The organism is Chryseobacterium sp. BIGb0232, from assembly GCF_024810195.1.
GTDB classification, from domain to species: Bacteria; Bacteroidota; Bacteroidia; order Flavobacteriales; family Weeksellaceae; genus Chryseobacterium; species Chryseobacterium pennae.
In genome coordinates this window covers 502,669-527,123 of the sequence record NZ_JANUEH010000001.1, presented here as the reverse complement: position 1 = coordinate 527,123, position 24,455 = coordinate 502,669, and the positions used below count along the sequence as shown (strand labels likewise).

Annotated in this window: 22 protein-coding genes; 4 read left to right on the top strand and 18 right to left on the bottom strand. The window is 35.3% G+C overall.

All coding sequences use genetic code 11. The features are described from left to right. Positions 1-21: 21 nt before the first annotated feature. Positions 22-666: a hypothetical protein gene (locus M2372_RS02230; protein ID WP_123318532.1), complete on the top strand. Its 645-nt coding sequence runs from the start codon at positions 22-24 to the stop codon at positions 664-666. Between the two features lie 424 nt (positions 667-1,090). Here M2372_RS02230 and M2372_RS02225 read toward each other — a convergent pair whose 3' ends face one another. The 13 genes from M2372_RS02225 to M2372_RS02165 form a co-directional block, all read right to left on the bottom strand. Next, entirely contained in the window at positions 1,091-1,573 is a 483-nt protein-coding gene (locus M2372_RS02225) for a hypothetical protein (protein WP_123318533.1), read from the bottom strand. A gap of 138 nt (positions 1,574-1,711) precedes the next feature. Beyond that, complete coding sequence (locus M2372_RS02220) at positions 1,712-2,200, bottom strand: GNAT family N-acetyltransferase (RefSeq protein ID WP_123318534.1); 489 nt, start codon at positions 2,198-2,200, stop codon at positions 1,712-1,714. A gap of 99 nt (positions 2,201-2,299) precedes the next feature. Next, positions 2,300-2,752 (bottom strand): GNAT family N-acetyltransferase, encoded by a 453-nt coding sequence (locus M2372_RS02215; RefSeq protein WP_123318535.1) that lies wholly within the window; start codon positions 2,750-2,752, stop codon positions 2,300-2,302. 49 nt (positions 2,753-2,801) lie between these two features. After that, complete coding sequence (locus M2372_RS02210; protein ID WP_123318536.1) at positions 2,802-3,866, bottom strand: serine hydrolase; 1,065 nt, start codon at positions 3,864-3,866, stop codon at positions 2,802-2,804. 155 nt (positions 3,867-4,021) lie between these two features. After that, positions 4,022-5,008, bottom strand: coding sequence for a hypothetical protein (locus tag M2372_RS02205; RefSeq protein WP_123318537.1), 987 nt, complete (start codon positions 5,006-5,008; stop codon positions 4,022-4,024). Next, positions 5,001-6,593, bottom strand: coding sequence for a hypothetical protein (locus tag M2372_RS02200; protein WP_123318538.1), 1,593 nt, complete (start codon positions 6,591-6,593; stop codon positions 5,001-5,003). Before M2372_RS02200 ends, M2372_RS02205 begins: the two co-directional genes overlap by 8 nt. Position 6,594: 1 nt before the next feature. Then, positions 6,595-6,798 carry a hypothetical protein gene (locus tag M2372_RS02195; RefSeq protein ID WP_123318539.1) on the bottom strand — a complete coding sequence of 68 codons (204 nt, stop codon included), beginning with the start codon at positions 6,796-6,798 and terminating at the stop codon, positions 6,595-6,597. Beyond that, entirely contained in the window at positions 6,785-7,657 is an 873-nt protein-coding gene (locus M2372_RS02190; RefSeq protein WP_123318540.1) for a hypothetical protein, read from the bottom strand. Before M2372_RS02190 ends, M2372_RS02195 begins: the two co-directional genes overlap by 14 nt. 15 nt (positions 7,658-7,672) lie before the next feature. After that, positions 7,673-8,287: a hypothetical protein gene (locus tag M2372_RS02185; protein ID WP_123318541.1), complete on the bottom strand. Its 615-nt coding sequence runs from the start codon at positions 8,285-8,287 to the stop codon at positions 7,673-7,675. Then, positions 8,272-9,774 (bottom strand): hypothetical protein, encoded by a 1,503-nt coding sequence (locus M2372_RS02180; RefSeq protein WP_123318542.1) that lies wholly within the window; start codon positions 9,772-9,774, stop codon positions 8,272-8,274. Before M2372_RS02180 ends, M2372_RS02185 begins: the two co-directional genes overlap by 16 nt. Before the next feature lie 20 nt (positions 9,775-9,794). After that, positions 9,795-10,370, bottom strand: a complete 576-nt coding sequence (locus tag M2372_RS02175) for a hypothetical protein (protein WP_123318543.1) — start codon at positions 10,368-10,370, stop codon at positions 9,795-9,797. Continuing rightward, a complete protein-coding gene (locus M2372_RS02170) occupies positions 10,351-12,030 on the bottom strand; it encodes a PAAR-like protein (protein ID WP_123318544.1) in 1,680 nt (559 codons plus the stop codon). Before M2372_RS02170 ends, M2372_RS02175 begins: the two co-directional genes overlap by 20 nt. Before the next feature lie 92 nt (positions 12,031-12,122). Then, on the bottom strand, positions 12,123-14,006 hold the full coding sequence (locus M2372_RS02165) for a type VI secretion system Vgr family protein (protein WP_115970719.1): 1,884 nt from the start codon (positions 14,004-14,006) through the stop codon (positions 12,123-12,125). A 374-nt stretch (positions 14,007-14,380) separates the two neighbouring features. On the opposite strand from M2372_RS02165, the gene M2372_RS02160 reads away from it, so the two are divergent. The 3 genes from M2372_RS02160 to M2372_RS25515 all read left to right on the top strand — a co-directional run bounded on the left by M2372_RS02160 (position 14,381) and on the right by M2372_RS25515 (position 16,303). Then, positions 14,381-15,211, top strand: a complete 831-nt coding sequence (locus tag M2372_RS02160; protein WP_123318545.1) for a hypothetical protein — start codon at positions 14,381-14,383, stop codon at positions 15,209-15,211. Positions 15,212-15,347: 136 nt separating this feature from the next. After that, positions 15,348-15,887, top strand: coding sequence for a hypothetical protein (locus tag M2372_RS02155; RefSeq protein ID WP_123318546.1), 540 nt, complete (start codon positions 15,348-15,350; stop codon positions 15,885-15,887). A 167-nt stretch (positions 15,888-16,054) separates the two neighbouring features. Continuing rightward, complete coding sequence (locus M2372_RS25515) at positions 16,055-16,303, top strand: transposase (RefSeq protein ID WP_310473117.1); 249 nt, start codon at positions 16,055-16,057, stop codon at positions 16,301-16,303. 295 nt (positions 16,304-16,598) lie between these two features. Here the strand turns inward: M2372_RS25515 and M2372_RS02145 are convergent, their stop codons facing one another. The 5 genes from M2372_RS02145 to M2372_RS02125 all read right to left on the bottom strand — a co-directional run bounded on the left by M2372_RS02145 (position 16,599) and on the right by M2372_RS02125 (position 24,378). Next, complete coding sequence (locus M2372_RS02145; protein WP_123318547.1) at positions 16,599-17,078, bottom strand: hypothetical protein; 480 nt, start codon at positions 17,076-17,078, stop codon at positions 16,599-16,601. Between the two features lie 547 nt (positions 17,079-17,625). Beyond that, complete coding sequence (locus M2372_RS02140; protein WP_123318548.1) at positions 17,626-20,022, bottom strand: hypothetical protein; 2,397 nt, start codon at positions 20,020-20,022, stop codon at positions 17,626-17,628. A gap of 135 nt (positions 20,023-20,157) precedes the next feature. Beyond that, complete coding sequence (locus M2372_RS02135) at positions 20,158-20,766, bottom strand: hypothetical protein (RefSeq protein WP_123318549.1); 609 nt, start codon at positions 20,764-20,766, stop codon at positions 20,158-20,160. 143 nt (positions 20,767-20,909) lie between these two features. Next, entirely contained in the window at positions 20,910-21,800 is an 891-nt protein-coding gene (locus M2372_RS02130; protein ID WP_123318550.1) for an SMI1/KNR4 family protein, read from the bottom strand. A gap of 172 nt (positions 21,801-21,972) precedes the next feature. Continuing rightward, positions 21,973-24,378 (bottom strand): hypothetical protein, encoded by a 2,406-nt coding sequence (locus M2372_RS02125; RefSeq protein WP_148060725.1) that lies wholly within the window; start codon positions 24,376-24,378, stop codon positions 21,973-21,975. Positions 24,379-24,455: the final 77 nt, after the last annotated feature.

Below are 24,455 nucleotides of genomic sequence, written 5' to 3'. Positions count from 1 at the left end.
GTAATCAGTTGATTTATAAAAATGAATAAAGAACTCCATGAACTCCTTTATTACTATAATGAGGAAGGATACGAAGGATATGACTTGAGTGAAGTACAGCTGCTTGAAAAAAAGGATGTTGGCAGGATAGAAAAATTGAAGCTGCTTCTTCATAATGACAATCAATATATTGTGTATCAGGCCATGCTTATTTTACTCGCATGGTCTATACCCGAAGGATTTGAAATACTTGATCGGTTCGTCAATGAAAAATGGGATGAAAAAGAAAATTTTGAACCCCACAGACTCTATCATGAAGATAACGTATACGATGTAATTACCAATGCATTGTACATTGCGACATTCAATGGAAAAAGCGAACAGGAATTATATCCTTATATCAAACAATTCTTACATAACTATGGAGACAAGTTCTTTGAATCCAATCTAAAGGATTTTCTGTTGAAGAAAAACTGCAGACCTCTTTTAAAAGAAGTAGAGCAGGCTATGCAAGCTGCCTTACAAAATAAAAGGTTCTATCAAGCCAGCCAGTTATTTCCTGTCATCGTTCATTATAATCAAAATGCATTTAGTGAATATGTGGATGTTTTTGGTCCTTTAATAAGTGAGGATAACAGAATCACATACAATATGGAAGAAGCTGGTAAGATGCAACAGCAGAATTGAATACCACTCGTAATTTTGAACGTCCTGCCATCAAAAATATAACCCTGGTTAAAGGATCAAAAATAGTACAGATTGATAATCAGCTGGCTGTAACACGATTGGATAAACTTATACTTACAAGCTAAGATGAAAGGGAAAAAAGATCCCAGATCATTTATAATGGACTTTAATGAAAATTAAAATCCATAGATATTGTGCTTGAAAAAAATGAATATCAAATAATAGTTTTTAATGACAGCATAACCTGGAAAAACCATAGAATGCTGATCTATAAAACTGTCATCATCATTTTTATTGAAATACGCTACTTTTCTTATGAACTGGTGCTAATGAAATCTCCGAAATCATGGGATTTCGGAGCATAATTGAACTTGTAAGAGTCTGTATAGGCTTACTTGGGTAAAGACTGATTTTTGGTCATTGATTATTTTTGTTTCAATGAAAAATTATCCATATAAACTGCCTGATGAATACCGTTCAGTAAAACCTTCAATCCTAAATGTGTATCTTTTTTTATAGAAATATTGTATGTTTTTTTATCTCCCGTTATCTTTGAAGGTTTAGCGATTGAAACATACGATTTTGTGTCGGACGCATTGTCTACTGAGAAAATTTCCAGTGTAGTTTCTCCTCCATTATCCGAAAGATCCAGGGTAAGAGTATAGTTTCCAGCTTTAATTTTTGGAGTCACTAAATACATGTTTTCTCCCGGGTTGTTCATAGAATAAAAGATTATTTTTTTATCACTGGCATACAGCATTGCCTGTCCTGATTGGGCAGTCCAGCACTTGTTAATATCTTTCCATGTATCAAAATTTTCGTTGATTGCGGTTTCTGTTTTACACTGTGCTTTTACTGTTAGAAGCCCTCCCATAGTTATTAGCCCTGCTAATACGATTCTTTTCATATGTTATTTTTATTTATTTTATGTAAAAATAAGCAAAAAAGATTACCCATGAAATATCGGGTCCAATAGAGTATAAGAAAATTTTAGAAAACGAAGAGAAGGAAGTTGGGGAAAGAATTGCAGAATCTCCATTTTGAATTAATGCTCAAGCCTGAAAATAAATTCTTCAATCTCTGCTTGTCTGGCATTGGCAAAGCCTTTATCAGTACCAATTTTGGTGAATCCGCAGTTTTCCAGAACCTTTTGTGAACCAAGGTTGTCAAAAGCAACACGTCCAAAAATTGGTCTGGCTGTTTCAATGGTGAGAAAATTTTTCAATGCTGTTGTGGCAATGCCCTTTCCCCAGAACTCTTTATCAATCCAATAGGTGAGTTCAGTATCGCCCTCCATGATGAATTTTGCAATACTTCCGGCGATAACAGAATCTATCATAATAGTTTGGTTATTCACAGTGGGATCATTCAGTAACCGTGTATATTTAGCAAGATATGCTTCTTTATTGGTAGAATCCTGTGATGTAAATGCAGCGAGGTGCCTGGCTTCCTGATCAAGCTGAAACTGGAAAAGAATATCCAAATCAGCAACTGTTGTGGGTCTAAGTTCTATTTTATGGGTATGATCATCCATTCTGAGTGATTTATTGATTAGTCTTCAAATATAATTAAATATTGTAGTCAAAAAATCAAGTTTATGGTGTGGAAATGACAGAATGATTAAGTAAGTGTGCTAGGGAACAAGCGCTTCCATGATCATGATGTATTTATCAATTCCTTTACTAAATCCATCCGGAACAATCTCTACCGTTTTGAATCCGTTCTTTTTATAAAACTCAGCGGTATGCTGTGAGGTTTCAATTTTGTAAGGCAGGGAAGGGTAAGTCTTTTTTAACAAATCAATCCGATATTGAGTGAGGGCTTTTCCTATTCCTTTTCCATGATAGTCGGCATGAACCATTCCCCAAGATAATCCAGCCACATTATTCTTTGTATCTAAAAAAAATCCACCACATGCTACTACCTGACCATCCATTTTAACTACGAAATAGTTCTCTTCAGTATATTGATCTAAAAAGTCTTCAAAGAAAGGTAATTCTTCAATAGCAAAAAACTTAGGTAAATTACTTTTGAAAATTTTGATACAGTCTTCTCTGAAAATTTTTGTGTAATTGATGATTTTCATAAGTATTGGTTGTGGGTTATCTTTGGTGATTTAAATTGGAAAAGATTTATTACTCTTTACCTTTAATCTCCGGAAGTTTAATTTCTTTGTTATAAAGCAGATCGCTTACATTTTTTATGAAGTCTTCCTTTTTTATCCGTTCTCCGTTAGTCACATAAGCAACAGATAGATCTGCCTCTTTATTGTAGATGAGAAGAGCATGTGATCCTAAGGTATCACCGCCGTGTCCATAAAATATATGATGATCAAAATCCCAGATAGCGATCCCTCTTCCCCAATCTTCTTTGCCTAATACAGGTTCCATAAGCTTTAGAGATTCTTTTTTTAAAATCTTGTTGTGGAATAAGTTATTGATGAAAATATTCAGAGCATAGGGCGTTGCAGAGATATCACCTACACCCATTACATTGAGAAAGTCTATTTCTTTATCAATAATCTTCCAGGAATCCTTTTCAAACCGGTAGGGCAGAAATACATTTTTTTGATCAGGCACGAAAGACGCCAGATTTTTTAGGTTCAGAGGTTTTATGATTTCAGAATAAAGTATTTCGTGAAACGGTTTTTGATGTTTTTTTTCAAGAATTTTTGTCAGAAGATAGTATGCAGAATTTGAATACGCTACCTTTTCACCCGGTTCAAAGCTTTTCCCCTGTTGAATGATCAGGTCCATAATCTCCCGGTCACTTGCTTTTCCGGTCACCCATACTTCACCTTCTTTTACCACATAACTTCCCAATCCGCTGGTATGCTCCAATAGATTTTTAATGACTATTGTATTGGAATTAGGGATTTCCGGATAGAATGCTGAAAGCTTATCGTTTAAATGGAGTTTGTTTTCTTCAATCAATTTTAAAATTAAAACAGCGGTCATCATTTTGGTTACAGAACCTACCTGATATCTGGTGTTTTGATCATAAATTAGTTCAGGAATGTTTTTTTGTCCAAAATTTTTAGCATAGACTTCCTTCCCGTTTTTAAAAACCGACAGGCTTCCAACTCCCAGATTATTATTTTCAATATAACTAAAGTAATTATCCAATTTTTCAGTAGGAATGGTTTGTGAAAAAAAATAACCGGAAACAAGAAGAAGTAAGCATATCAATTGGTTTTTCATGAGTAGTTTTATTATGTGTCTATATAACAGTTTGGACGTTAAAGATATTACATCTTAGTCTATATTGGCACAGATAAATTGTGAACAGTCTTATTGAATTGATTACAGCAAAGATCTTTGAAATATAATTTCAAAATTCAGTACCTCAGATAACGTTACTGAAATTCCTGTTTTTCCAATGCCCCGTTTTTATACACTTCAGTATAGATTAATCGTCCTTTTTTCCTTGTATTGATGATGGGTTGTTCTGTTTCTTCATTATATTTTTGCAATAATTTATAGAACTTCCATGTTCCGAAAGGTAACCCATTTTTATATTCCGCTTCCAGATACGTGTAAGGATCTGTAAATTCAGGATATTTTTGTATATCTATAGAGCTGTTTGATTTGTATTCTATCCATTTTCCTTCTTTGGTATGGTTTTTCACCATGCCCTGTTCATCTTCATTTTTATATAAACCATCTTTATCAAAGTATCGGGCAAATTTTCCGGAAGGCAGGATCTGGTATTTTTGTGCAGGTTTTAAGGTAAAAGGACTTTCACTGAATTCATAATCCTGTAGAGAAATAATATAATTTTTATCAATATTAAATAAGGTATGGCTGGCAAATCCCATTTCTCCTTCATGATGAAGATAGAGCCTCTTCATATCAATCGGCTTGTTGTTCTTCGTTGAAACTAAATATATTTTTTCAATAAAAGGTTCTGCATAACGAACAGTATTATAAACAGCCATAAAGTACAGTGAATAATTTCCATAACACAGAAAATCAGAAGCAATCTTAATCCGGTCATGCTTTTCATTGACATTTTTATTGAATGGCAAGAAAACATCATATTCTTCAGGAAGCTGTACAAAATCTTTTTGGACTGCTGTTTCAAATCGTAATGCCTTAATTTCCTTTATGTTATTCTCATTCTGTATGACAGACAGAACTACATCAGCTGTTGTTTGTTTTGAAAGATCTGAATATCCAAAGGGCAGGCTTATACAATCTGCTTTATTGGTATTAAAGATAGTAGTTCCTTTATCTGTTGAACGGGCTTCTGTGCTGATAGTCTTATTTTCCGTTTGAGCCTTAGAATAACAGGAAAAAAGGAAAAATAAAACAGTGAAATAAGTGATATTAATTTTAGGCATAGATATCTGATATTGGGGTGAAACCGTGAACATGCAAGTGGTTATTATGTCTTGGAGTAGCGGTATGTGTGGTATGTGGTAACCGTGTAGTAACATCATCATCAGTACTGGCATTGGAGGTGTTGGAGAAATTCTCTGACCGGCCTGATTCAAATCCAAAATCATAAAGAATATTTCGAAGAATCACCTGATTTTCATAATCAAAATTGGCAGCACTAAGGATGGTATTCACTCCATTTTCCTGAGTCGTTAATAAATTCAGATCTCCTGCTTCTCCGTTCACGTGTTCTGCACTGGGATAACATGATGCATCTGAGTAAGAAAACCCTTGAGATACGATATAATGCGTGTGTCCCTCCTGTCTGAATTGTGCTAATGACCCTAAGAAACCTGCAAATGAATCCGGCTGAATACTCCTCCTTCTGGTATGCTGGAATCCATATCGGATAATAACTCCATTCTGATTATAATTAAATGCTTCAAAAATCTGTGGACCTACGCCATCATTTGCTAAAATATCCATATCCACCAAATCTACATTTCCAGGTTGATTGGCGTACCATTTATCGGTGGCTCCATCACCAAGAGTTCCATTAGTATACACCAATAACTGATGGGCATCAATCTGTTCACCAGCAGCTCTGTTTGCCGTGAAATCTATGGTCTGCGAAAGATCTCCTCTTTGGGCTAACGGTGGAACAGCATTCACTCTTCTTTTTCTGGTTACACTTACCTTAGGCCTTGAACAGATTCTGTGTTCATTATCATTTTGATCGTAATAAAAATAAATAATATCAGTAGAATGGTTATTCACAACTTTCTGGATCCTTCTCCTTTTTTCAGGGTCTGGATTAATTACTGTTAAAGTATTGTACGTATTACTACCATGGTGAATGGTATATATATTTTTATTAACCACTCTGAATCTTCCGGTATCATCATTCAGGAAAATACCTGCTCCGTTGATTTCTTCCTGTCCATCTTTATAGGCACAGGGATTATTGTCTGTTCTCTCTACGGCCACTTCCAGATTGATGACGCCCTCCGCCAGCCTTTCAGTCCACTCATCAAAAATAGCTCTTCCATCCGGTCTGAGTTGCAGCTTAATAATGGCTTTATTGATATGATCACTTTGTAAATTACCGTAATGAGTATGGCTGCCCTGATTGTTTTTAAGCGCATCAAAATTGCCTACCTGTACTGTAAACAATCTCTGTGCTTCATACCGGTCAGGAGATACGAAACGCATGAGCTGTAATGTATCTGTATTATTTGTCAAAGTATTGGCAGAAGGTCTTATCACTGCATCAATACTCAGGTCTGTCATATTACTGGTCTCTATGACCAGATAGACCGTTTTCCCTAAGATAGAATCATAAGGAATCGCTTGGTTTTGTTGGTCTTGTTGTACATGGGCAGAATCAATCTTTGTAAAACTGACTCTTGTTCCATCGTCTGTTACCACTTTCTTGGCAAAATAAACATCAGTGATACGCTGTAACGAGTTATCAGGAGTATCCGGAGCCAATGGACCATTTAAAACCTGCGTCTGCCCGGAATCTGTTATTGTAATACGTGTCGCCATTTTAAAATATTTCTTTTTTTAATACGGGAGTTTTTGATATTTCTTCACGGGGATTATCCGCAGTTTTATGTTCTTTAAAAGAGGTAAGACTCAGACATCCAAATAATAAAAATACACAACCGGTATAGTATAGCCCTTTGCTGGATTTTTCATCCAGCCGGCTTTCTATCTCTTCAACCCATCCTGTTTTTTTATAATTCCTCATGGCTTATTTCTTTTATATGATAGATGATTTTCTTTTGGTAGTTTTCACCCAGAGAAAATTCTATAGTAAGCTTATGTTCCAATACTTCTTTGGTAATAAAATCTAATAAGATCTGCCCTTTATATTTGTCCAGTTTCGGAAAATCTGTTTCACTGTGATAAACAATTTCCTTTCGCTGCATTTCTCCATAAAACATTTCCCAGTTTTTATCCGAAGGAATATTACCGGTATACTGTAACAGTAATAATTCATTATCATAACGAATAGCTTCAGTCTGTACGCTTTCGTCTATATCTATTATGGTATTATCCATAAAATTACGGTAGCGTATGCTATGTCTTACCTGATCTTCCTTCTCATTGTATCTTCCATAAAACTGATGGAGGATTATTCCGAAATGATTATACTTTAAAAAATCTTTAGCCACCAGATCTTCATTCCGGTACAAAGTTTTTAAAAACTGATAAAAATCGTCTGCCTTTTTGCCAACATAAGATCGGGAAAGCTTTTCTACTGTTTTTTCCACTTTATTCTGGAGAATAGGTAGATTCTGTATGCTTTTTAATCTGCCATATTCGTCTGTTATGAGCTTTACATCATTATTGATCTCTGCTATTCTGTCTAAAAAATCCTTTTCTGATGACGAGAGTTCTTTATCCCGGTGAACTCTGTCGAAAATTTCAATATGATATTCAAATCCTTCTGTTTCTAAACGCTTCAGCGTAACATGAAAAACTTTGTTGAGTTCACTTCTATGAGTTTCCCCATGGGCAGTGGTATATTCATTATAGGTGTAGCGGTAAAATTTCTTTCCTTCCTGAAGGTTTAATTTAACATGTATGGGAAACACTGCTTCCATTATTTTTCACTCTTGCTATTGCCAATTGAACTTGGTATTTGTTTTCTTCTTTTCTAAACACTCCTGTATACTGTATTTCGAAGGACACAGAAAGCAATTCTTATCTGAGTTTATAAAATAAGAATTCAGATTAATTTCCTGGCTTTGCCGCAATACATGGTGGGTATCTTTTTCACATATTGAAGTAGCAGGATAATCCACATAGTCATCTTTGGCTATTTTATGATGATTAACAGCGGAACTCACTTTGCTTACCCCGGTAATAACAACATTATTTTTAATTTTTTTAATCTTAAAAACGTGCGAATCAGAAGTATTGAGACTATTGTATTTGATTGACAGGTCTTTGGCAGACTGATCCAATATAAGCTCATAATCTTCCTGAAAGATGTTCTTGCTATCAATATTATTTAAAGAAACAGGTACTCTGAAGGAAAACTCCCTGCCATCTATTTTCACCGTTCTCAAAGCATAACAGCTGTCACACTTTATATCACTTGTCTGATTTATAAATCCTACTTTTTTCCTGTTCTGCAAAACCGCAATATTGTCATTGCTTCCTGAAATACTCTGGCAGCTGTTCAGCGAATAAAAAAGGAGGAAAAACAGGTATATTATTTGTTTACGCATTCTGTATCGTATTTAAAAAATTCTTTAGTCCACTTGGTGTAATTTTTTCTTTCCGCTATATTGGTTTGACCTCCATTAATAGCTTGTGTTACCTTCTCAACATCTGAGTCTGCCAATCCATTATCCATCGCAGTAATAGTATCGGTCTTATGAATGGTGGAAAACCAGCCGGCAGAATTAAAGGCATGGAATAAATTTTCAGAAATGTTTTTGGCATAAGTCTTTAAATCTTCATAAAAAGCTTCATCCAGACCTTTTTCCCGTGCTTTTGGTCTGTTTGTTACGCATTCGCCAACACCCTCATAGCCGGATCTGAACTTTATATAAGTGTCATAATGTTTAGTACCATTCACATAATCATAATAGGCCAGATAATTATAGTCATGGGTTATCTGTTTCATTCCTCTTCCCTGGAAAGGAACACCGCCTTTATAATTGGCAGGAACAGAGTCCCGGCTTTCATAAGTATAGGTGAAACTGATGGTTTCTAAATACATCTGTCCCAGAAAATGAATTTTTCTTCTACAGGTTTTAATGCTGAATTTCTTAAACATCGCATTCATTTCATCGGTAAACAGCTTTATCTTATCCCTGTTTTCAGAGATCTTTCCGCTGGTAATACCAATAGCCGTTATTTTTTCTTTGCCGCCATTAAAAAATGCATCTCTTTTCGATTTGTAATTCTGCTCATCTCTTAAATGGTAAATTAAATCGATCATTTCATCCACCGTGATATCTCTGTTACAGTAGCAAGGCGTTCCGGCAATTTCAAACCTTTCGCCGTCTTTATTTAAAAACTCATGGGTTTCATCCGGAAATATAATCTTATCCTGGGTATCTTTTACTTCAGCTTTAAAATATAAAAAAGCATTTACATCTGCTCTTTTTGCAAATTTTTCTACCAATTTCTTTACATCCTGATCACTTTTAGGACGCAGCGTTATTTCTGTAGAATACTCAAGCTTTCCGTTGATTGGGAATTCAATCGTGGTTTTTTCCGTATCACCATCCAAAAATTTTACAGGATTATCATATACGTTTTCCGGATTGGTTAATTTATTTTCATGGATTTCCACAGAGAGCTTTCCACTGAATCCCTGGCATTCTGCGACCACCCAGACTTTCTTTTTAATAACGCTTTTATCAAGTTTTTCGAAATTAAAAACAGGTTGGCCATCCTTCGTTTCCTGTACTTCTTCTTCCCAGGTAATTTTTACAGATTCTTTGGCTTTTAATTTTACCGAATCTTCTTTATCAGCCTGTATGTTTCTTCTTCCTTTTTGTTCATACTTCTTTTTGACATCAGATACCAGCCCGCCGCTTTTTACAGGATACGTTTCTTCTTTGGGTACCCAGGTCATTTTAGGAATCTTCTTAGCAAAATATATTTTCACCACATGTACCTCATGATCTTTCTGGCTTTGCTTATCATAAGCTATTTGACGGGGATTTGCTGTATAACTGTCTTTTTCTTGTTCGTCACTCATATCATTACATTTTGAGCTGATTAGTAAAAATCCTTTGAGTTTTTATACTTTGTTTTCAGGTCTTTGATCACTTTCGACTTTAATTGGGAAGGCAAATCTTTTAAGGTGACATTCAGATCATCTTTGATTTTGCAGGTATTGTCTTCTCCACAATAGTATTTGATATGATGCAGATACTTTTTATGCTTATAAAACGTAATGTATGAGACCTGTGTGTCATTATCCATATTTCCGCAATAGGTAAAAGGGATTAAGACAGCCTGATGTTTATCTATTGTAAAATTGGAGATATTTCCTGTTTTTAAATTGATTAAACCGGATTGTGCATACGGATAATTGTAAGTTATATTATCTGTATAATGTTTATTTTGAACCGTAGCATTGATGAGGGTTACCACACCGTCAAACCTGTTTTTTTCAGCATTACAGGGGTTTATGACTTTTACGGTCAGTTTATTGGACACCGTTCCGTCTTTAAAATTTTTACTGACCATCAATGAATCCTGATAATATACTTTCAAACTGTCATGCACAGACTTTTGCCCGAACACAGGAATGAAGAAAAATAATATCAGACTAGTAACTAAGCTTTTCATTTTTTGTATAATAAATAGGTAATTCATCATCTTCAGTCTTTTTAGTATATTCTGTAGGATACATGGATGAGGTTCTGTCTGAATAAGATCCTACACAAACTTTGTTTCCCTGATTTCCTCCGAGATAATATATGGTTTTGCCGTCACTGCTCTTTCCAACAGCCATACTTACGTGATGTTTATTGGATAAAACACATATTGAACCCAGCAAAGGTTTATTCCCTGCGATCAGTTTTCCCCATACCGGATCATCAAATTCTTCTTTTTCCAATCCTTTTTTATCGGTTGGATTTTTCTTAAACCCTTGTCTGTATCTGGTCTTTTCTTCACCGTATGAATAAGCTCCCGGATCTAATTGGGCAGAATATCCGCTCTTGTTCAGACACCAGCCTACAAATGAGGCGCACCAGGAACTGTTACCCGTATCAGCACAGGCTTTGGGTTTATTTTGTCGGTTGATGGCGTGATATTCATCCACGATCTTGGAACAATGGGTAGCTTCAGATATGCCAAGCTCCTGCTCTTCACGGGCTTTCACAATCCACGGCTGTTCAAAGTATTTGATTTTAAAATACTGACCGCCTTCATTTAAAAAAGTGTTTTTTAAACTGCCGCTTCCTTGTTTCCCCAGATATTCAACTTTGGGTTCATCAGAAGTTACTTCAATATAGACTGATGCTTCTTTATCAGGACTTGCAGCAATGAGTTTGGCTAAATTAAATGACAAATCATCAGCACGCTGATTGAGCATCAGCTTAACCACTGCTTTGTTTTTGAACTGACTTGCATTTTCTATCGTGGAGTCATTGGCCAGATTATCAACCTCTACTTCAAATTCAGTTTTTGCTTTTATGCCTGCATATTTTGAAGCATCTGTAATTTTTTCTATCTCTTTTAAGTCAATTAAACCTACCTCAGTATTGACGTCTGATAAGACTTTATTCTTACCACTTTTAACCTTAACTTTTATTTTCTTTCCTGTGAGTCCTTCAGTCTCAACGACTAAAGCAACCTGGTAACTCAATCCCCGTTCAGATATTTTTTCTGCAGTTATTTTATTGGTATCCACTTTCTTTTTAACTGTAACTTTCTTGCCCAGTTTTTTGTTGAATACTTCTTCTTCTTTTTCAACAGCAGCTCCTTTCTCAGTAGTCCATTTTACGAAATAAGCATCAAGGATTTTAGGAGCATTACTATTCTGAATTTCACTTTTTATACTTTCCGCTTTCGGAATTGGTGATGGTGAAGCAGAATTAAATTCAGGATCACAATTAATATAAGACTCTTTTACCAAAACGGTCTGTTCCTGTATATTAGTGGTTCCCGGATTTTGCCATGGCGTTAATTTGATAACGCTCATACAGGGTGGGGGAGACATGTTTCTTGCCGGCCATTTGGGATGTCCGCAGGTTCCTTTAAACTGAAGGTTAACCATGTTGTTTCCATCACCTACTGTCGCAAATGGCTGATCCTGAAGGTTGATATCGTTGGAGGTCACTTTCAGCTCTCCTGGCCCCTGAGCATAGGGACACTTCAGCGTAGCTCCGTTCATTACCATTTCTCTTTTTTCGGTAGGAGAAGGTTCGCTGGATTTTTTCTGTTGTTCTGCTCTTTTTTCAGAAAGCTTTTGATCGTGCGCTGAAGTTTTCTGATCTTCCATGTGTTACTATTTTGGATTGGATTCAATGGTTGAGGTTGTCATCATGTTCTTGAGGGTGCCAATGAAAATTGACTTTCATTCCTCATATAGATTTAACCCTTACTTACTTTAACGTCTTTTCCGCCCTGGAATACAGCCAGTGAAGTTCCTCTCAGTTTTAAATCACCTTTTGAAGTCTGTATATCAGCTTCTCCGGAAATGCTTTTAAATTTACTTCCAGTACTTTCTGTCTGATCCTGTTTTACGGTAACCGTTTTATTTTCAGAGGTCTGAGTATATCTTTTTGTTATAGATTCGGTATGATCATTTCCTATGTTGAGAGTGCTGTCCTGTCCAATTTTGGTGGTCATATTCCTTCCCACAGAAATATGCATATCTTCTCCTGCCGTGAAAGTCATATTCTTCGGTGCGGTAACATTGATATTGCCCTGGCCATCCATAAAATAAGTGTTTCCACTTGGATCTTTAATGGTAACACTTCTATCAGCATCATTCATTAATACCTTAATACCGCTTCTGGTCTGTATAGATTTCAGGTGATTGTCAAGGCCTCCGCCCAGACCTACCTGCCCATGGAACATTCCTCCCATGGCAAATGGAAAATCGGGGTTATGGTATTCAAATCCTACCATGACCTGATCGCCAATTTCAGGAACGGCTACAAACCCTCTGTTTTGGGTAATTGCATCGGTTCCTCCTGCATCCGGGCTCATCATTCTGATAAAGTGAGTTGTATCATTTAGCTGCCAGTCAAACCTTACCTGTATTCTTCCCTGATTCAATGGATCTACATTGGAGATCACAGTGGCTACCTGTGGTTCTGCTTTCGGCATTTCAAAATCAGATTTTGGCATAAAACCGGTTCCTTCAGCAATGGCTTCAAAGCTTCCTTTATAATATCCTCTTGCATCCACTTCATGGCTTACTTCTGTAACCATCAGTGTTGTAAAATGAGACGTTTCATTGCTGTCGGTCTTTCTCATTGCCAAATCCGCTACACAACCAATATAAAGGAACGGAACGGTGGTCTTTCCCGAAACGGTAAAAACCTCTACTGCTTTACTTCCTCTTGCACTTTTCTGGGAATCATCCACATCAAGGAATACGTTGGGATTGATAGGAGTAGGGGTTAATGAACGGGTGGTAAAAATAGTATCATTCAGCTCATACGCTTTGGAAGATAATTCTCCCAAATGGTTGATTCTGTCATCAGCACCTACCATTTTGGTATGTCTGCTGCTGTTATAACCGAAATATTCAGGTTTGGTATGAACTGCTCTCAGCTCAACGTTTACATCAATAACGTTACTACCATATACCAGTAGGATAGGTTTCTCAGAAGGAGGAAGCTTTCCGAAATGAAGAACTTCACCATCATAATAAAACTGCTCGCCATAGGCTTCTGCAATCCTTGTCAGGTAATTGTAATGCGTTTCGTTATATTGTGCGCTGTAACTGATATAGCTTTTGTTCTGGGTATCTACCCTAAAGTCAAATTTACTTGTTCCTAAAGTCTCTTTGATAATCCGGTCTGCAATAATATTGGTATTCACAGACTGGTTGCCGCCGAAGCTTTGGGTATGAGGAGCTGCATCCATCAGAATCGTAGGGCTCATTCCTTTTAGTATAATATTTCCCAGACTCATTTTTTCCTGACTGAAGGCTACTTTGGTAATGATGCCCACAAATGTTCTTTCAGGGGTTTCATTTTCGTAATCTTTATATCTAAAAACAATGGTGATTCTTTTTCCTAAAAACTTTTGGGCCTGCTGGAGGTTGTGGTTTTGTACTTCCCCTAAAGAGTCATGAGCCAATACCAGTTCAAAATCATGGTGCTTTCTTGCACTCTGCTGCAAACGAAAGTGTTTAAAGTGATTGATAGTCTTGCCCTCAACCACAATTTCCAGCTTTACCACCCGGTTGATCCCCGAAATGTGGTTTTCTGAAACTTTCTCAGAATTTGAGGTGTTTTTCATAATATTTAGTGCATTTTTTTAGCGGTCTTATGTCACCGAAGTTAGATAAAAAAAATAGTATGAAATGTAAATTTTCGTTAAATCTGAAAAATTGTAGTAAAACTACGATTGTTTTATTTAAATGACTTTAAATTAGACGTTTGTAGAAAGTCTTAGGAATTGAGGAGTTCTGGTCTGGAAAGTAGGTTTTGGAGTATTGTTTTTGTTGGATTGAAATAGAATCTCCGAAGTCGGGAGACTTTGGAGAGCGGGATTGAATCTTGCTTTTTGAAAAGAAAAATTTTTAAAACTGTGAAGATATTAGATAATAGCATTACGGTTTCCCGTAATTGATATATTGTTATCTCTTCTATGTTTGCAGACAAAAAAATTATATGATACTAACTTTAATTAATATCTCATTTGGTATTGGTGAATTTTTTTCAACAACATTTTTAATCTTAATTATTTTATCTTTCTGTGCATATCTCTACAGAGTTTCTAAGTATGAAAAATATCAGAAATTTAAATATACAATTGCATGTCTTTCAATAATGTTGACTTTGCATTTAGTCGTGTTTCCTTTTTTATACATTTTAATGCTCAAAAATGATCCCGCTAGTTTTGAATTTAAAACTGCTATTCATGATAACCGAAAAAAGTTGGTACTTAATGAATGGATTGATAACTCTAAGAGTATCCCTTATGAGATTAAGTTTCTTGAAAATCTTAAACTTTCAAATTATTCTATATTGAACAAGCAATTAAAAGAATTAAAACAATTAATTTTTGGTCAAAGGAATATAATATATACAGATTATCATCTTAATTTACCTAGTAAAACTTATGATTTTACGGCAACTGTCTATATTTTTGATAACAAAGGCATTTTAAAAAAGAGATTATATAAGGTTGGAAGCCAGGTTGAGTTAGATTCTATAAAATTTGGAAGTGTAATAACTGAAGATATTAATAGGTTGAAAAACGAACTGAAATATTACAGAGATAAAAAAGTTGAATTAGATAGAAATAATTTTTGGACTTTTGCAACACTACTTCCATACAGTATATCTTCTATATTTACCGGAAATATGTCTCCATTGACACCAATGGCTAATATATTATATACTATTCATTATGTTGTTATTTATTGTATAGGAATAGGAGTTTTCCTTCATTTTCTTATAATGAATCTGGAATTAATAATTAGAAATAAAAAGTCTTAATTTCGAACTTTTAACTATGTAGCTATTTTAAGTGTTTGGATTTCATTTTTTCACCGAATTTTAATTTTTAATTATTTTTATTGTTTTTATTGTTTTTATATAAGCAAATGTAAGATTTAAATAAATCTGTAGAACTATGGAAAATATTACTCAGGAAAATTATAGTGAATTACTTAGTAAATTTATTAATAAAAATAACTTAACGTATAAGAAAGTTTCAAACGTAATAGGTTGTTCTGGAGCAACTCTAAAGCGTCTTTTAAATGGTAATACTCTTCCAACGAATGAAATGATAAAACAGACTCAGGTATTAATTACTATCGGATTCGATACCTATGTTAAATTAGCCGATGAAGAAAAGAAGAACATTTTAGAAATATTAGGAAGTGCTGTTGGAGCGGGATTAGGACTTGGAACTCTAACAAATGTTGTAGGAGGCATAGGTGTCGCAGGGCTTTCTGGCCCAGGCATTATGTCTGGGTTAGCTGTTCTAGGTAGTACAGTAGGTGCTGGAGCTGCGGTAGGAATTGTTGTTACTGCAGCGATTCCTTTTGGTGCTGGTGCCGCTGGTTATGGCATAATAAAAGGAGCGAAAGCTTGGAATAAAAAATACAAAAATAAAAACACTATTATTGATGCTAAATGGGAAATTGCAAAGGTTGCTCTTATCTTATGATTTATAGACATAACTTCCCCCCTCGCTACCGCACGATTGTATCATGTGGTTTTATCTCAACCATTTTCTCACAAAGTTTTTATCTTTATAAAAACATAATTGATGAGTCGTAATTACAAATTCCACAATCCTGAAGGATTATATTTCATAAGTTTTTAGAGTAAAGAATGGAAATACATTCATGGTGCATTATGTCAAGCCATGTACACTTAATTTTCAGAAGTATAAATGGGCAGGAACCAGAAACTTTGATTGGTGATTTAAAAAGATTTACAAGCAGAGCAATTGTGACAGTAATTAAGGAAAATCCTACAGAAAGCAGAAAAGAGTTTTTATTAGATTTCTTCCTTAAAGAAGCTTCAAAAACTTCAAATGTAACTCAATATCAATTTTGGAGACATGATAATCAGGTCTAGTTTTTCGCGCGGAAGATTATAGATACAGCAGTGCTGTAGATTATTCTGACGAAAAAGGACTTTTAGATGATATTGTTGTTTTCAGAATGTTTGACTTGTAATACAGAAACCACACGATGCAATCGTGCAGTAACAGCGAAAGACATTTTTTCTGAAACAAACAGATAAGCTTTGAGTAGATAAAATACTGTTGCTTTTGTGTGAAGAGGATTTGTTGGATATCCTTGTCAAGGTTTAAAACCTTGACAAGGATCAAGGATGTTATTTTTTTCGCTAACGTTTTTCTACAATATTCTTAGCGCACAAGATACCAGATTGCAGCAGCAATTCCGGCATAAGCAGTAACGGTAATAATATCAGCTATAGGCTGTGAAAAGCGTTTTTCTGCAATTTTATCAGCATTGATCTGATTCTTATGGAATTTCAGTGTTTTTTTAGCATTATGAACCGGGTGGGCCACCAGACTGTCGCTTTCCCATCGGTCAACAATTACTTTATAGCTTTTGCCATCAACATCAATTTTAACATTTTTATTAGGAGCAAGTTTCTCCTGAATACTGGCCGGCGCAGCTGGCTGTTGTTGCGAGGGCAGGCTTTGGGCTTGAGGTTCAGCTATTGCACTTTTCGTTTGCATTAAAGCATTATTAGCAGGAGCTGAACTCTTTTTAGATTCTTGCTTATTGTCGGTAACAGGGGCTGCAGGTTTTTTTACCTGATAAGTATAGCAGCTTGTAAGAGAAAATAATATAATGATGAGATAAAGATTCTTTCGCATTAGCCAAATTTAAGAATTAAACGGAATATTTGGTATTTTCTTTTGAAAGATCCTGTTTTTTTGGAGAAGGGTAATGCTTTGTTTATATTTTTTAGAGCCTATATTACTTTTTTCGGTCTGTTATGATTGTATTCAATCTATCACTGGTTTGTGGCTAACTTGAATTGAAGGTAAGGGTAGGGAGTTTGAAGATAATAACCCAGAAACCACTGTTAGTTATGATTAGTAAAATTAGCATAGAACTAAACTATCATAAAAAACAAATAGTTATTCTTTATCCCTTTATAAATTCCATCTTCTATCTTCCAGTCTCATTATTTATCTCTAGATGATTTCATTATACAATTGCAATATTTTGCTATATTCGTGTCTATTTCACTGTTCAACAGTGAAATAGGGTGGGTGTCCGGTTTTATGAAAAAAAAAGAAAATACAATTATGTGGCAATATTATATGATTCGATATCATTACAAATTAACGAGGCTTAATTTAAAATACTAAAAAAGCCTTTCAAAAAAACTGAAAGGCTTTTTAATCTGTAGAAATATTATTTAAAGATTTGCTGATCATACAGTAGATGGTCGTCTTCATCAAAGCTTATGATCAATACTTTATATTGTTTTGCACTGTCATTATTGAAAAATTTGATTCTTGGCGGAACGTAATCGCTGTCAAATAAATTAGGATTCCAGTATAAGGTTTCACGGGTATCCTTTTCAATTTTTGCATTGTCATCTATCATTTCAACAAGGAATTCTGAAGGTTTATCATAGCCTTTTATCATAGATGAATTGTTCTTTTGAAGAGCTGGCTTTTCATTACTTTTAGATTGCATATTACCTCTCATCGTATAAATGGCTACTGCTTCACCTACTAACCCTGCTCCTTTAATAATCTTTACCATAGCAATATTGTTTACGGGAAGGGAGGAAATCATTGAAGCATCAGTAGGAACTTCATCCAAATATATTTTAGCCGGCTGGTTACGAATGTAAGGGACATTATTCCCGGAACTGTCTTTTTGAAATGTTAAACCGGCAGCTTTTCCCTGAAGCCAGTCAAATATATTAGTAAATCCTGCAACATATTGGTTTTCATTGACGAAATCAAATATGGTAGCATTTATAGAACTGAACATCCCGCTGGAGAGTTGTTTGTCCAATTCTTGTTTTGGGTCTTTCTTTTTTCCCACTAATTTTACCTGTTCAATTTCTACTTCGGAATTCTCTATTTTTTTATTGTTTTTCTGGGTATTGATGGCTTTGGAAATTGTTGCTGGAAGAGTCTTCTTGTCTCCGTTTTTTACCAGTTTATATTTTGTACCCGGGAAATTTCCATTAAACTGTACAGGGTTTACCAGTGGTTCTATTGTAACGAATATATTATCAGCATTGGATTCTTTACTCTTATCAGCATTTGCAAATACTGAAACCTCCAAAGGTTCATCGTTGTTGATATTATTCAAATAGATATATCCGTTTTGATCTGTTTTAACGGGAGTAACAGTGGGTTGGTTTTTACCTAGCCTCAATACTAAAATCACAGTGCTGTTGACCATGAGAGCATTGTCTTTAATAGGCTTTACTCTGTAAGAAAGAAATTTCTGAGAATTGGTATTATGAGTCGGTACATTTCCGCTAAGTACAGAATTCCAGTCAAATCTTTTCCAGTTTTCAGATATAAGCAGGGCATCCAACGCTTCACTATTGGCATTTTTAGAGAAATATTGTGCCGGGCTGTCTATCCTGGTCGTAAAATCTCCTGTTAACCAAAGTCCGCTCAGGATATTTTCCTCTTCAGGTTTATTGCTGCCATCATCCTCGCTTACTAAGACAGTATAGTTTTTAAAATAAGATTCCGGAGAAAGGTCAATACTGTTGAAAGATCTTGGGGTTTGTTTTATGCTCTGGCCTATAATTTCAGCCTTCTCAATCTTTAAATCATTGGGTTTTATAAAACAAAGTCTTTTGGCTACCAGGTTGTCCTGCTCATCAAAAATGGCTAATTGTAAAACTCCGTTAGCTCCGTTACTTATTTTGGTAGGAATAAGGCTTGATACTTCATTCGTTGATTGTTTAATCTGTGCTTTATAAGCAAGATGGTTATTAATTGTTCCTACAATTTTATAATCCTGAAGCTTTTGTTTTAGGTTTACCCCTTTTAAAGCATATTTAATTCCTTCTTTAGAACTGTTGATTTCTAAATGGAGACCATTGTCTGAAACTGACGGAAGGTCTATTGTTTTACTTTTTCCCGCATTATCCTGAATAATAGCCTGGTATTTTTTTCCTGAAGCCGGAGTTATAGTAAAGGATGCAACGTTTTTGTCAAAAGATTTAAAGGTTGTTAAAGATACATTGGGGCTTTGTGTATCTATTATTTTTCCGGTCCAGGTTTCCGGCAGAGAAGTATCGCTTGATAATCTTACTGCAAATTTCGTAGGCATCCCATTAATGAAAGTTCCACCTTCCGGAAAGGCCTTTGCAGACCAGTCAGAACTTTTAGAAATCACCAGTGATTCTGTGGAATTTGGATTGTAAACCGGAATCGTTTTAATAATCTGGTAATCCTCATTAAAACCGTTCATATAAGGCGTATAAGCTCTTACAAAGTACACCTGTTCAGGAAGGTCTTCTTTCAGTTGAAAATCCCCGCTGCCTTCACCATTGGTAAGAAGTACAGTTTTCCAGTCTATTAATTTTTTATCAGCATTGTAGAGTTCAACAAATAGAGTAGTGGATAATTCGGAACGGTTATACCCATCAAAGACAAAACTTTTAAACCACATTTTGTCGCCAGCTGCATATTGTAATTTATCGGTAAGTAAATATACTTTTTCATGTTCGTAATTATCCTCAAGATTGGTTATTGCTTTTTCTAATTTAGTTTGTGCCAGTATAGGTTGCACCATTGAAATAAGCAATACGCAGAATATATTTTTCATAAAAGTCTTAGCGCATTTTAATTCAGTGCTAATTTAATCATTTAAAGACTTCAAAAATTGATATTGATCTCTTATTTCAGAAGAAAAGAACATAAAACTTCAAATTGAGTTTAAAAAAAGAGAAAACGTAAGATTCTAATACTGTTCCAGGTCAGAAAAACTCAAATCCTGTATTTTGGGCAAAGATTTAATTTTTAATTTCTTTTCCTTTTTGTTTAAGATTTTATCTGAACCTAATTCCTGGTCAAACTCTACTTTCGTTTGGGCTACTAAGTCGATTTCCGTTTCAGTAGTGGTGTTTTTGCCATCCCAGATGACCCGTGAAATTTTATTCAGTTCACAGTCATTCTGTTTACATTTGAATTCATAGCTGCTTTTCCGGTCATTAATATCTGTAAGCATTTTTAAATTACCTTCCTCAATGAAGAAGTCTGGGATCGGATTACCATTATGTTCTCCCTTTTTATAGGTTGGGTATTGGGTTTCAATCAGTTTTGTAGAAGAAACTATAAGTTGAAGCTTTTTATCTGGCTGAGAAAGGAATATCTGTACTCTCAATGGTCTGGTATTATCTTTCAGATCCATTTCTACCATCACTTTGTCTGTGCGTTTATCATGATTCATATCTCCCAGTTCTTTTTGTACTAGGAAAGTGAAACTACCTTTATCAGCCGTGTTTTGGGAATATACGTTCACCTTTGCTAAAAGAAGAAATAAGCCAATATACAGGGATAGGTTTTTCATAATTTATTTTCTAGTATGAATGTATCAAATTTTTCAATACAAACCTTATCGGCTTATCTTTCTTTTATAACATGATCAAGTACAGACTCCTTCTAACCATTTATTCACTATGCTTCTTCTAAGATGCTGGATGGTATGAATTCTTATACTTCTATTAACGTATTTAAGCGCTTCCGTATCGCTTCCGGAAGTTTTTCCATATAGTCCTCATCCGCATATTCGCAGCCCTTTTCCTCATATCCCAAAGCGATTACCGAATCAATATCTGTATGTTGATTATCTTTCAGCAGGGATTCAAGCTTGCTGTAATCTTGTGTTTCTACCATGTTTTCCAGTTCAGGATATACTTCATGTTGACTGGAAAAATATAACCCCTTAGAGCGGCATTCTACCGAGAAAAATGTAGAAAGTGCATATTCCATATAAATAACAAAATCGCAGGCATGAGGTGCATCATATGAAGCGCTGTAATCATCACCAAAAGCTATTGATGGATTACCGTTGTACAAAGTTATGCAGGCGTCATAGTAAAAGTTGAAGCCGTCAAAATAATTAAATAATACTCCGCTTTTATCCAGATCCTCTGCCCATGTGGTGTATCGGGGATCTCCAGACAGGTCGAAATTGATTGGGTTTGCTAAGCCTTCTATTGGAAGGATGGATATCCAGCCCTCTTTAAAATCATCTTCATCTTTTGCTATCGGGAAGTTGCTTTTATAGCTTTCTTCCCTTTCTTCCTCCTGAAAAATAACGGAATGCCAGGATATATGCAGGCCATTGCTGATCTTGTAGAACTCCCTCAGGTATTCATTGAAGATAAATGGTTCTTGTGGAGCTTCGGTATCATGATTTTCGGTGACCTCTATTTGTTCTGCGTAAATTTTTGCCTCAGCTTCAGCGATCTGTTGTTCAGTTGCGCCGGGGCACTGAAGGAATTCGACACTCTTTACAAGATCATGGTTCTGTAATGCTTCAATCGTGTTTTTCAGTCTGCTGAAATAGCTTTCAGCCCACTCTTTGGGTTTGATGCTCATAAGTTTCTATGGTTTTAGTTATCATTTGAAATGCTGTAAAAGAAAGCAGATAATGCTGATCATTCTTTCATACGGCAGTAAAGGGTATTAATTCCTGTAAAGATATTGTTTAAATTGAGATATGAAAACGTAAATTTAGTGGTCTCTTAAAGTGAGTTGTACAGAAAATATATTATTTAAAAATATTGTTCTGATAAAGTAGGCGGTCATCTTCATCAAAGCTTATGATCGTTACTTTAAATTGTTTTGCCGTGTCATTATTGAAAAATTTGATTCTTGGCGGAGTATCATTGCTGCCCAATAAATTAGGATTCCAGTACAGGGTTTCACGGGTGTCTTTTTCAATTTTCACATTGTCATTAATCATTTCAACAGGGAATTCTGAAGGTTTGTCATAGCCTTTTACGATAGTAGAACTGATCTTTTGGTTCTTCTGATCCTGTTGAGTACTCTTAGAAGCCATACTGCCTCTCAGGGTGTAGATCAGTATAGAGTTATTAATCAATCCTGATTGTTTTATGACTTTTACCATAGCGATTTCACTTACAGGAACAGACGTAATTATACCGGGCTCAACCTCTATTTCATCTAAATATAGCTTAGCCCTACCGCCACGGATATAGGGGACATTTTCTCCCACTTCATTTCTTTTAAACACAACACCGGCTACTCTCCCTTGCAGCCAGTCTAATATATCAAATGATCCTAAGATATGCTGCTCTTCGTTGACAAAGTCAAATATATTAGCATTCATGGTGTTGAACATTCCACTGGACAGTTGATTGTTTAGTTCCTTTGTAGGATATTTCTTTTTTCCGGTTAGTTTTACTTCAGCAATCTGAACATTATTATCCTGATTTTTTTTGTTATTTTTCTGAGTGTTGATGGCTCTGGAAATAGAAACCGGAAGTTCCTTATTTTCAGTCTGAGTCACCAATTGATAAGCCGTGTTGGGAAGGGCACCATTAAACTTTGTGGGTTTAATCTGTGGTTCTACGGTGAAGGATAATTGATCAGCATTGGGTCTTTGATCTTTTTCAGGATTTAAAAATAATGAAACATTAAAGGGTTGATTGAAATTAATATTATCCAAATAAATATACCCGTTCTGATCTGTTTTTGATGCATTTATAATGGGTGGATTTTTACCTGATTTTAACGCTAAAGTTACCTCAGTGTTTTTTAACAGAGCATTATTCTTAAGAGGTTTTAGCTTATAGGAGAGGAATTGCTGTGCGTTGGTTCTAAGCGTGGGAACAGGCCCGCTGAGTATTGAATTCCAGTCAAACCTTTTCCAGGTTTCAGAAATTAACAGAGCATCTAAAGCTTCATTATTCGCGTTGTTAGAAAAATATTGTGCAGGACAGTCTATTTTCGAAGTGAAATCTCCTGTTAGCCAAAGTCTGCTTAGAATATTTTCTTCTTCGGGTTTATTGCTGTCATCATCATCATCATCACTCACTAAAACCGTATAATTTTTAAAGTAAGAGTTCAGAGAAAGATCAATACTGTTGATAGATCTGGAGGTTTGCCTGATGTTCTGGTCTGTGATTTCCGCTTTCTCAATACTTAAATTGTCGGATTTTATAAAGCAGAGCCTTTGGGCAATCAGTTTGTCCTGATCGTCAAAAATGGCTAATTGTAAAACGCCGTTCGCACCATTGCTTATTTTATTAGGAATAAGGCTTGAAACCACATTAGTCAGCGGGTTGATATCAGCTTTGTAGGCAAGCTGATTATTGATGGTTCCTACAATCTTATAATTTTGAAGCGGTTTGGGTAAGTTAATCCCTTTTAAGGTATATTTAATCCCTTCTTTAGCACTGTTAATTTCTACATGAAGTCCGCTGTCTGCAACTTGTGGAAGATCTATTGTATTGCTTTTTCCGGTATTATCTTGAACGATAACCTGATATTTTTTACCTGAAGCCGGAGTTAAGGTAAAAGAGGCTACATTTTTATCAAAAGATTTAAATGTAGTGATGGGAATATTGGGATTTTGAGTATCTATAACTTTTCCAGTCCAGCTTTCCGGGAAAGAAGAACTGCCGGATATTCTTACTGCAAATTTTGTAGGAGTACTGTTAATGAAAGTTCCGCCTTCCGGAAAAGCTTTTGCAGACCATTCTGAGTTTTTGGAAATCTCTAATGATTTAGGGGAATTTGGATTGTAAACCGGAAGAGTTTTAACGATCTGAAAGTCCTCATTAAAGTTGGTCATGTAAGGCGTGTAAGCTCTTATAAAATAAACCTGCTCGGGAAGATCTTCTTTCAGCAGAAAATCACCGTTACCCTCACCATTGGTTAGAAGAATTGTTTTCCAGTCTATTAGTTTTTTATCAGCATCGTACAATTCTACAAATAGGGTAGTAGATAGTGTAGAACGGCTATAGCCTTCAAATACAAAGCTTTTAAACCATATTGGGTCACCGGCTGCATATTGAGACTTGTCTGTCAGTAAGTACACTTTTTCCTGAACATAATTATTCTCAAGATTGGTTATTGCTTTTTCCAATTTAGTTTGTGCCAGTACGGAGGGTACCATTGCAATAAGCAATACACAGAATATATTTTTCATAAAAATTTTACATCATTTTAATTCAGTGTTAATTTAATCATTTAAAAGCTTTAAAAATTGATATCTAATTTTTCTTC

What these genes read in the sequence shown, in the direction of transcription:
- M2372_RS02230 (WP_123318532.1), top strand. Translation starts at nt 22, where the DNA reads ATGAATAAAGAACTCCATGAACTCCTTTATTACTATAATGAGGAAGGA.
- M2372_RS02225 (WP_123318533.1), bottom strand. Translation starts at nt 1,573, where the DNA reads ATGAAAAGAATCGTATTAGCAGGGCTAATAACTATGGGAGGGCTTCTA.
- M2372_RS02220 (WP_123318534.1), bottom strand. Translation starts at nt 2,200, where the DNA reads ATGGATGATCATACCCATAAAATAGAACTTAGACCCACAACAGTTGCT.
- M2372_RS02215 (WP_123318535.1), bottom strand. Translation starts at nt 2,752, where the DNA reads ATGAAAATCATCAATTACACAAAAATTTTCAGAGAAGACTGTATCAAA.
- M2372_RS02210 (WP_123318536.1), bottom strand. Translation starts at nt 3,866, where the DNA reads ATGAAAAACCAATTGATATGCTTACTTCTTCTTGTTTCCGGTTATTTT.
- M2372_RS02205 (WP_123318537.1), bottom strand. Translation starts at nt 5,008, where the DNA reads ATGCCTAAAATTAATATCACTTATTTCACTGTTTTATTTTTCCTTTTT.
- M2372_RS02200 (WP_123318538.1), bottom strand. Translation starts at nt 6,593, where the DNA reads ATGGCGACACGTATTACAATAACAGATTCCGGGCAGACGCAGGTTTTA.
- M2372_RS02195 (WP_123318539.1), bottom strand. Translation starts at nt 6,798, where the DNA reads ATGAGGAATTATAAAAAAACAGGATGGGTTGAAGAGATAGAAAGCCGG.
- M2372_RS02190 (WP_123318540.1), bottom strand. Translation starts at nt 7,657, where the DNA reads ATGGAAGCAGTGTTTCCCATACATGTTAAATTAAACCTTCAGGAAGGA.
- M2372_RS02185 (WP_123318541.1), bottom strand. Translation starts at nt 8,287, where the DNA reads ATGCGTAAACAAATAATATACCTGTTTTTCCTCCTTTTTTATTCGCTG.
- M2372_RS02180 (WP_123318542.1), bottom strand. Translation starts at nt 9,774, where the DNA reads ATGAGTGACGAACAAGAAAAAGACAGTTATACAGCAAATCCCCGTCAA.
- M2372_RS02175 (WP_123318543.1), bottom strand. Translation starts at nt 10,370, where the DNA reads ATGAAAAGCTTAGTTACTAGTCTGATATTATTTTTCTTCATTCCTGTG.
- M2372_RS02170 (WP_123318544.1), bottom strand. Translation starts at nt 12,030, where the DNA reads ATGGAAGATCAGAAAACTTCAGCGCACGATCAAAAGCTTTCTGAAAAA.
- M2372_RS02165 (WP_115970719.1), bottom strand. Translation starts at nt 14,006, where the DNA reads ATGAAAAACACCTCAAATTCTGAGAAAGTTTCAGAAAACCACATTTCG.
- M2372_RS02160 (WP_123318545.1), top strand. Translation starts at nt 14,381, where the DNA reads ATGATACTAACTTTAATTAATATCTCATTTGGTATTGGTGAATTTTTT.
- M2372_RS02155 (WP_123318546.1), top strand. Translation starts at nt 15,348, where the DNA reads ATGGAAAATATTACTCAGGAAAATTATAGTGAATTACTTAGTAAATTT.
- M2372_RS25515 (WP_310473117.1), top strand. Translation starts at nt 16,055, where the DNA reads ATGGAAATACATTCATGGTGCATTATGTCAAGCCATGTACACTTAATT.
- M2372_RS02145 (WP_123318547.1), bottom strand. Translation starts at nt 17,078, where the DNA reads ATGCGAAAGAATCTTTATCTCATCATTATATTATTTTCTCTTACAAGC.
- M2372_RS02140 (WP_123318548.1), bottom strand. Translation starts at nt 20,022, where the DNA reads ATGAAAAATATATTCTGCGTATTGCTTATTTCAATGGTGCAACCTATA.
- M2372_RS02135 (WP_123318549.1), bottom strand. Translation starts at nt 20,766, where the DNA reads ATGAAAAACCTATCCCTGTATATTGGCTTATTTCTTCTTTTAGCAAAG.
- M2372_RS02130 (WP_123318550.1), bottom strand. Translation starts at nt 21,800, where the DNA reads ATGAGCATCAAACCCAAAGAGTGGGCTGAAAGCTATTTCAGCAGACTG.
- M2372_RS02125 (WP_148060725.1), bottom strand. Translation starts at nt 24,378, where the DNA reads ATGAAAAATATATTCTGTGTATTGCTTATTGCAATGGTACCCTCCGTA.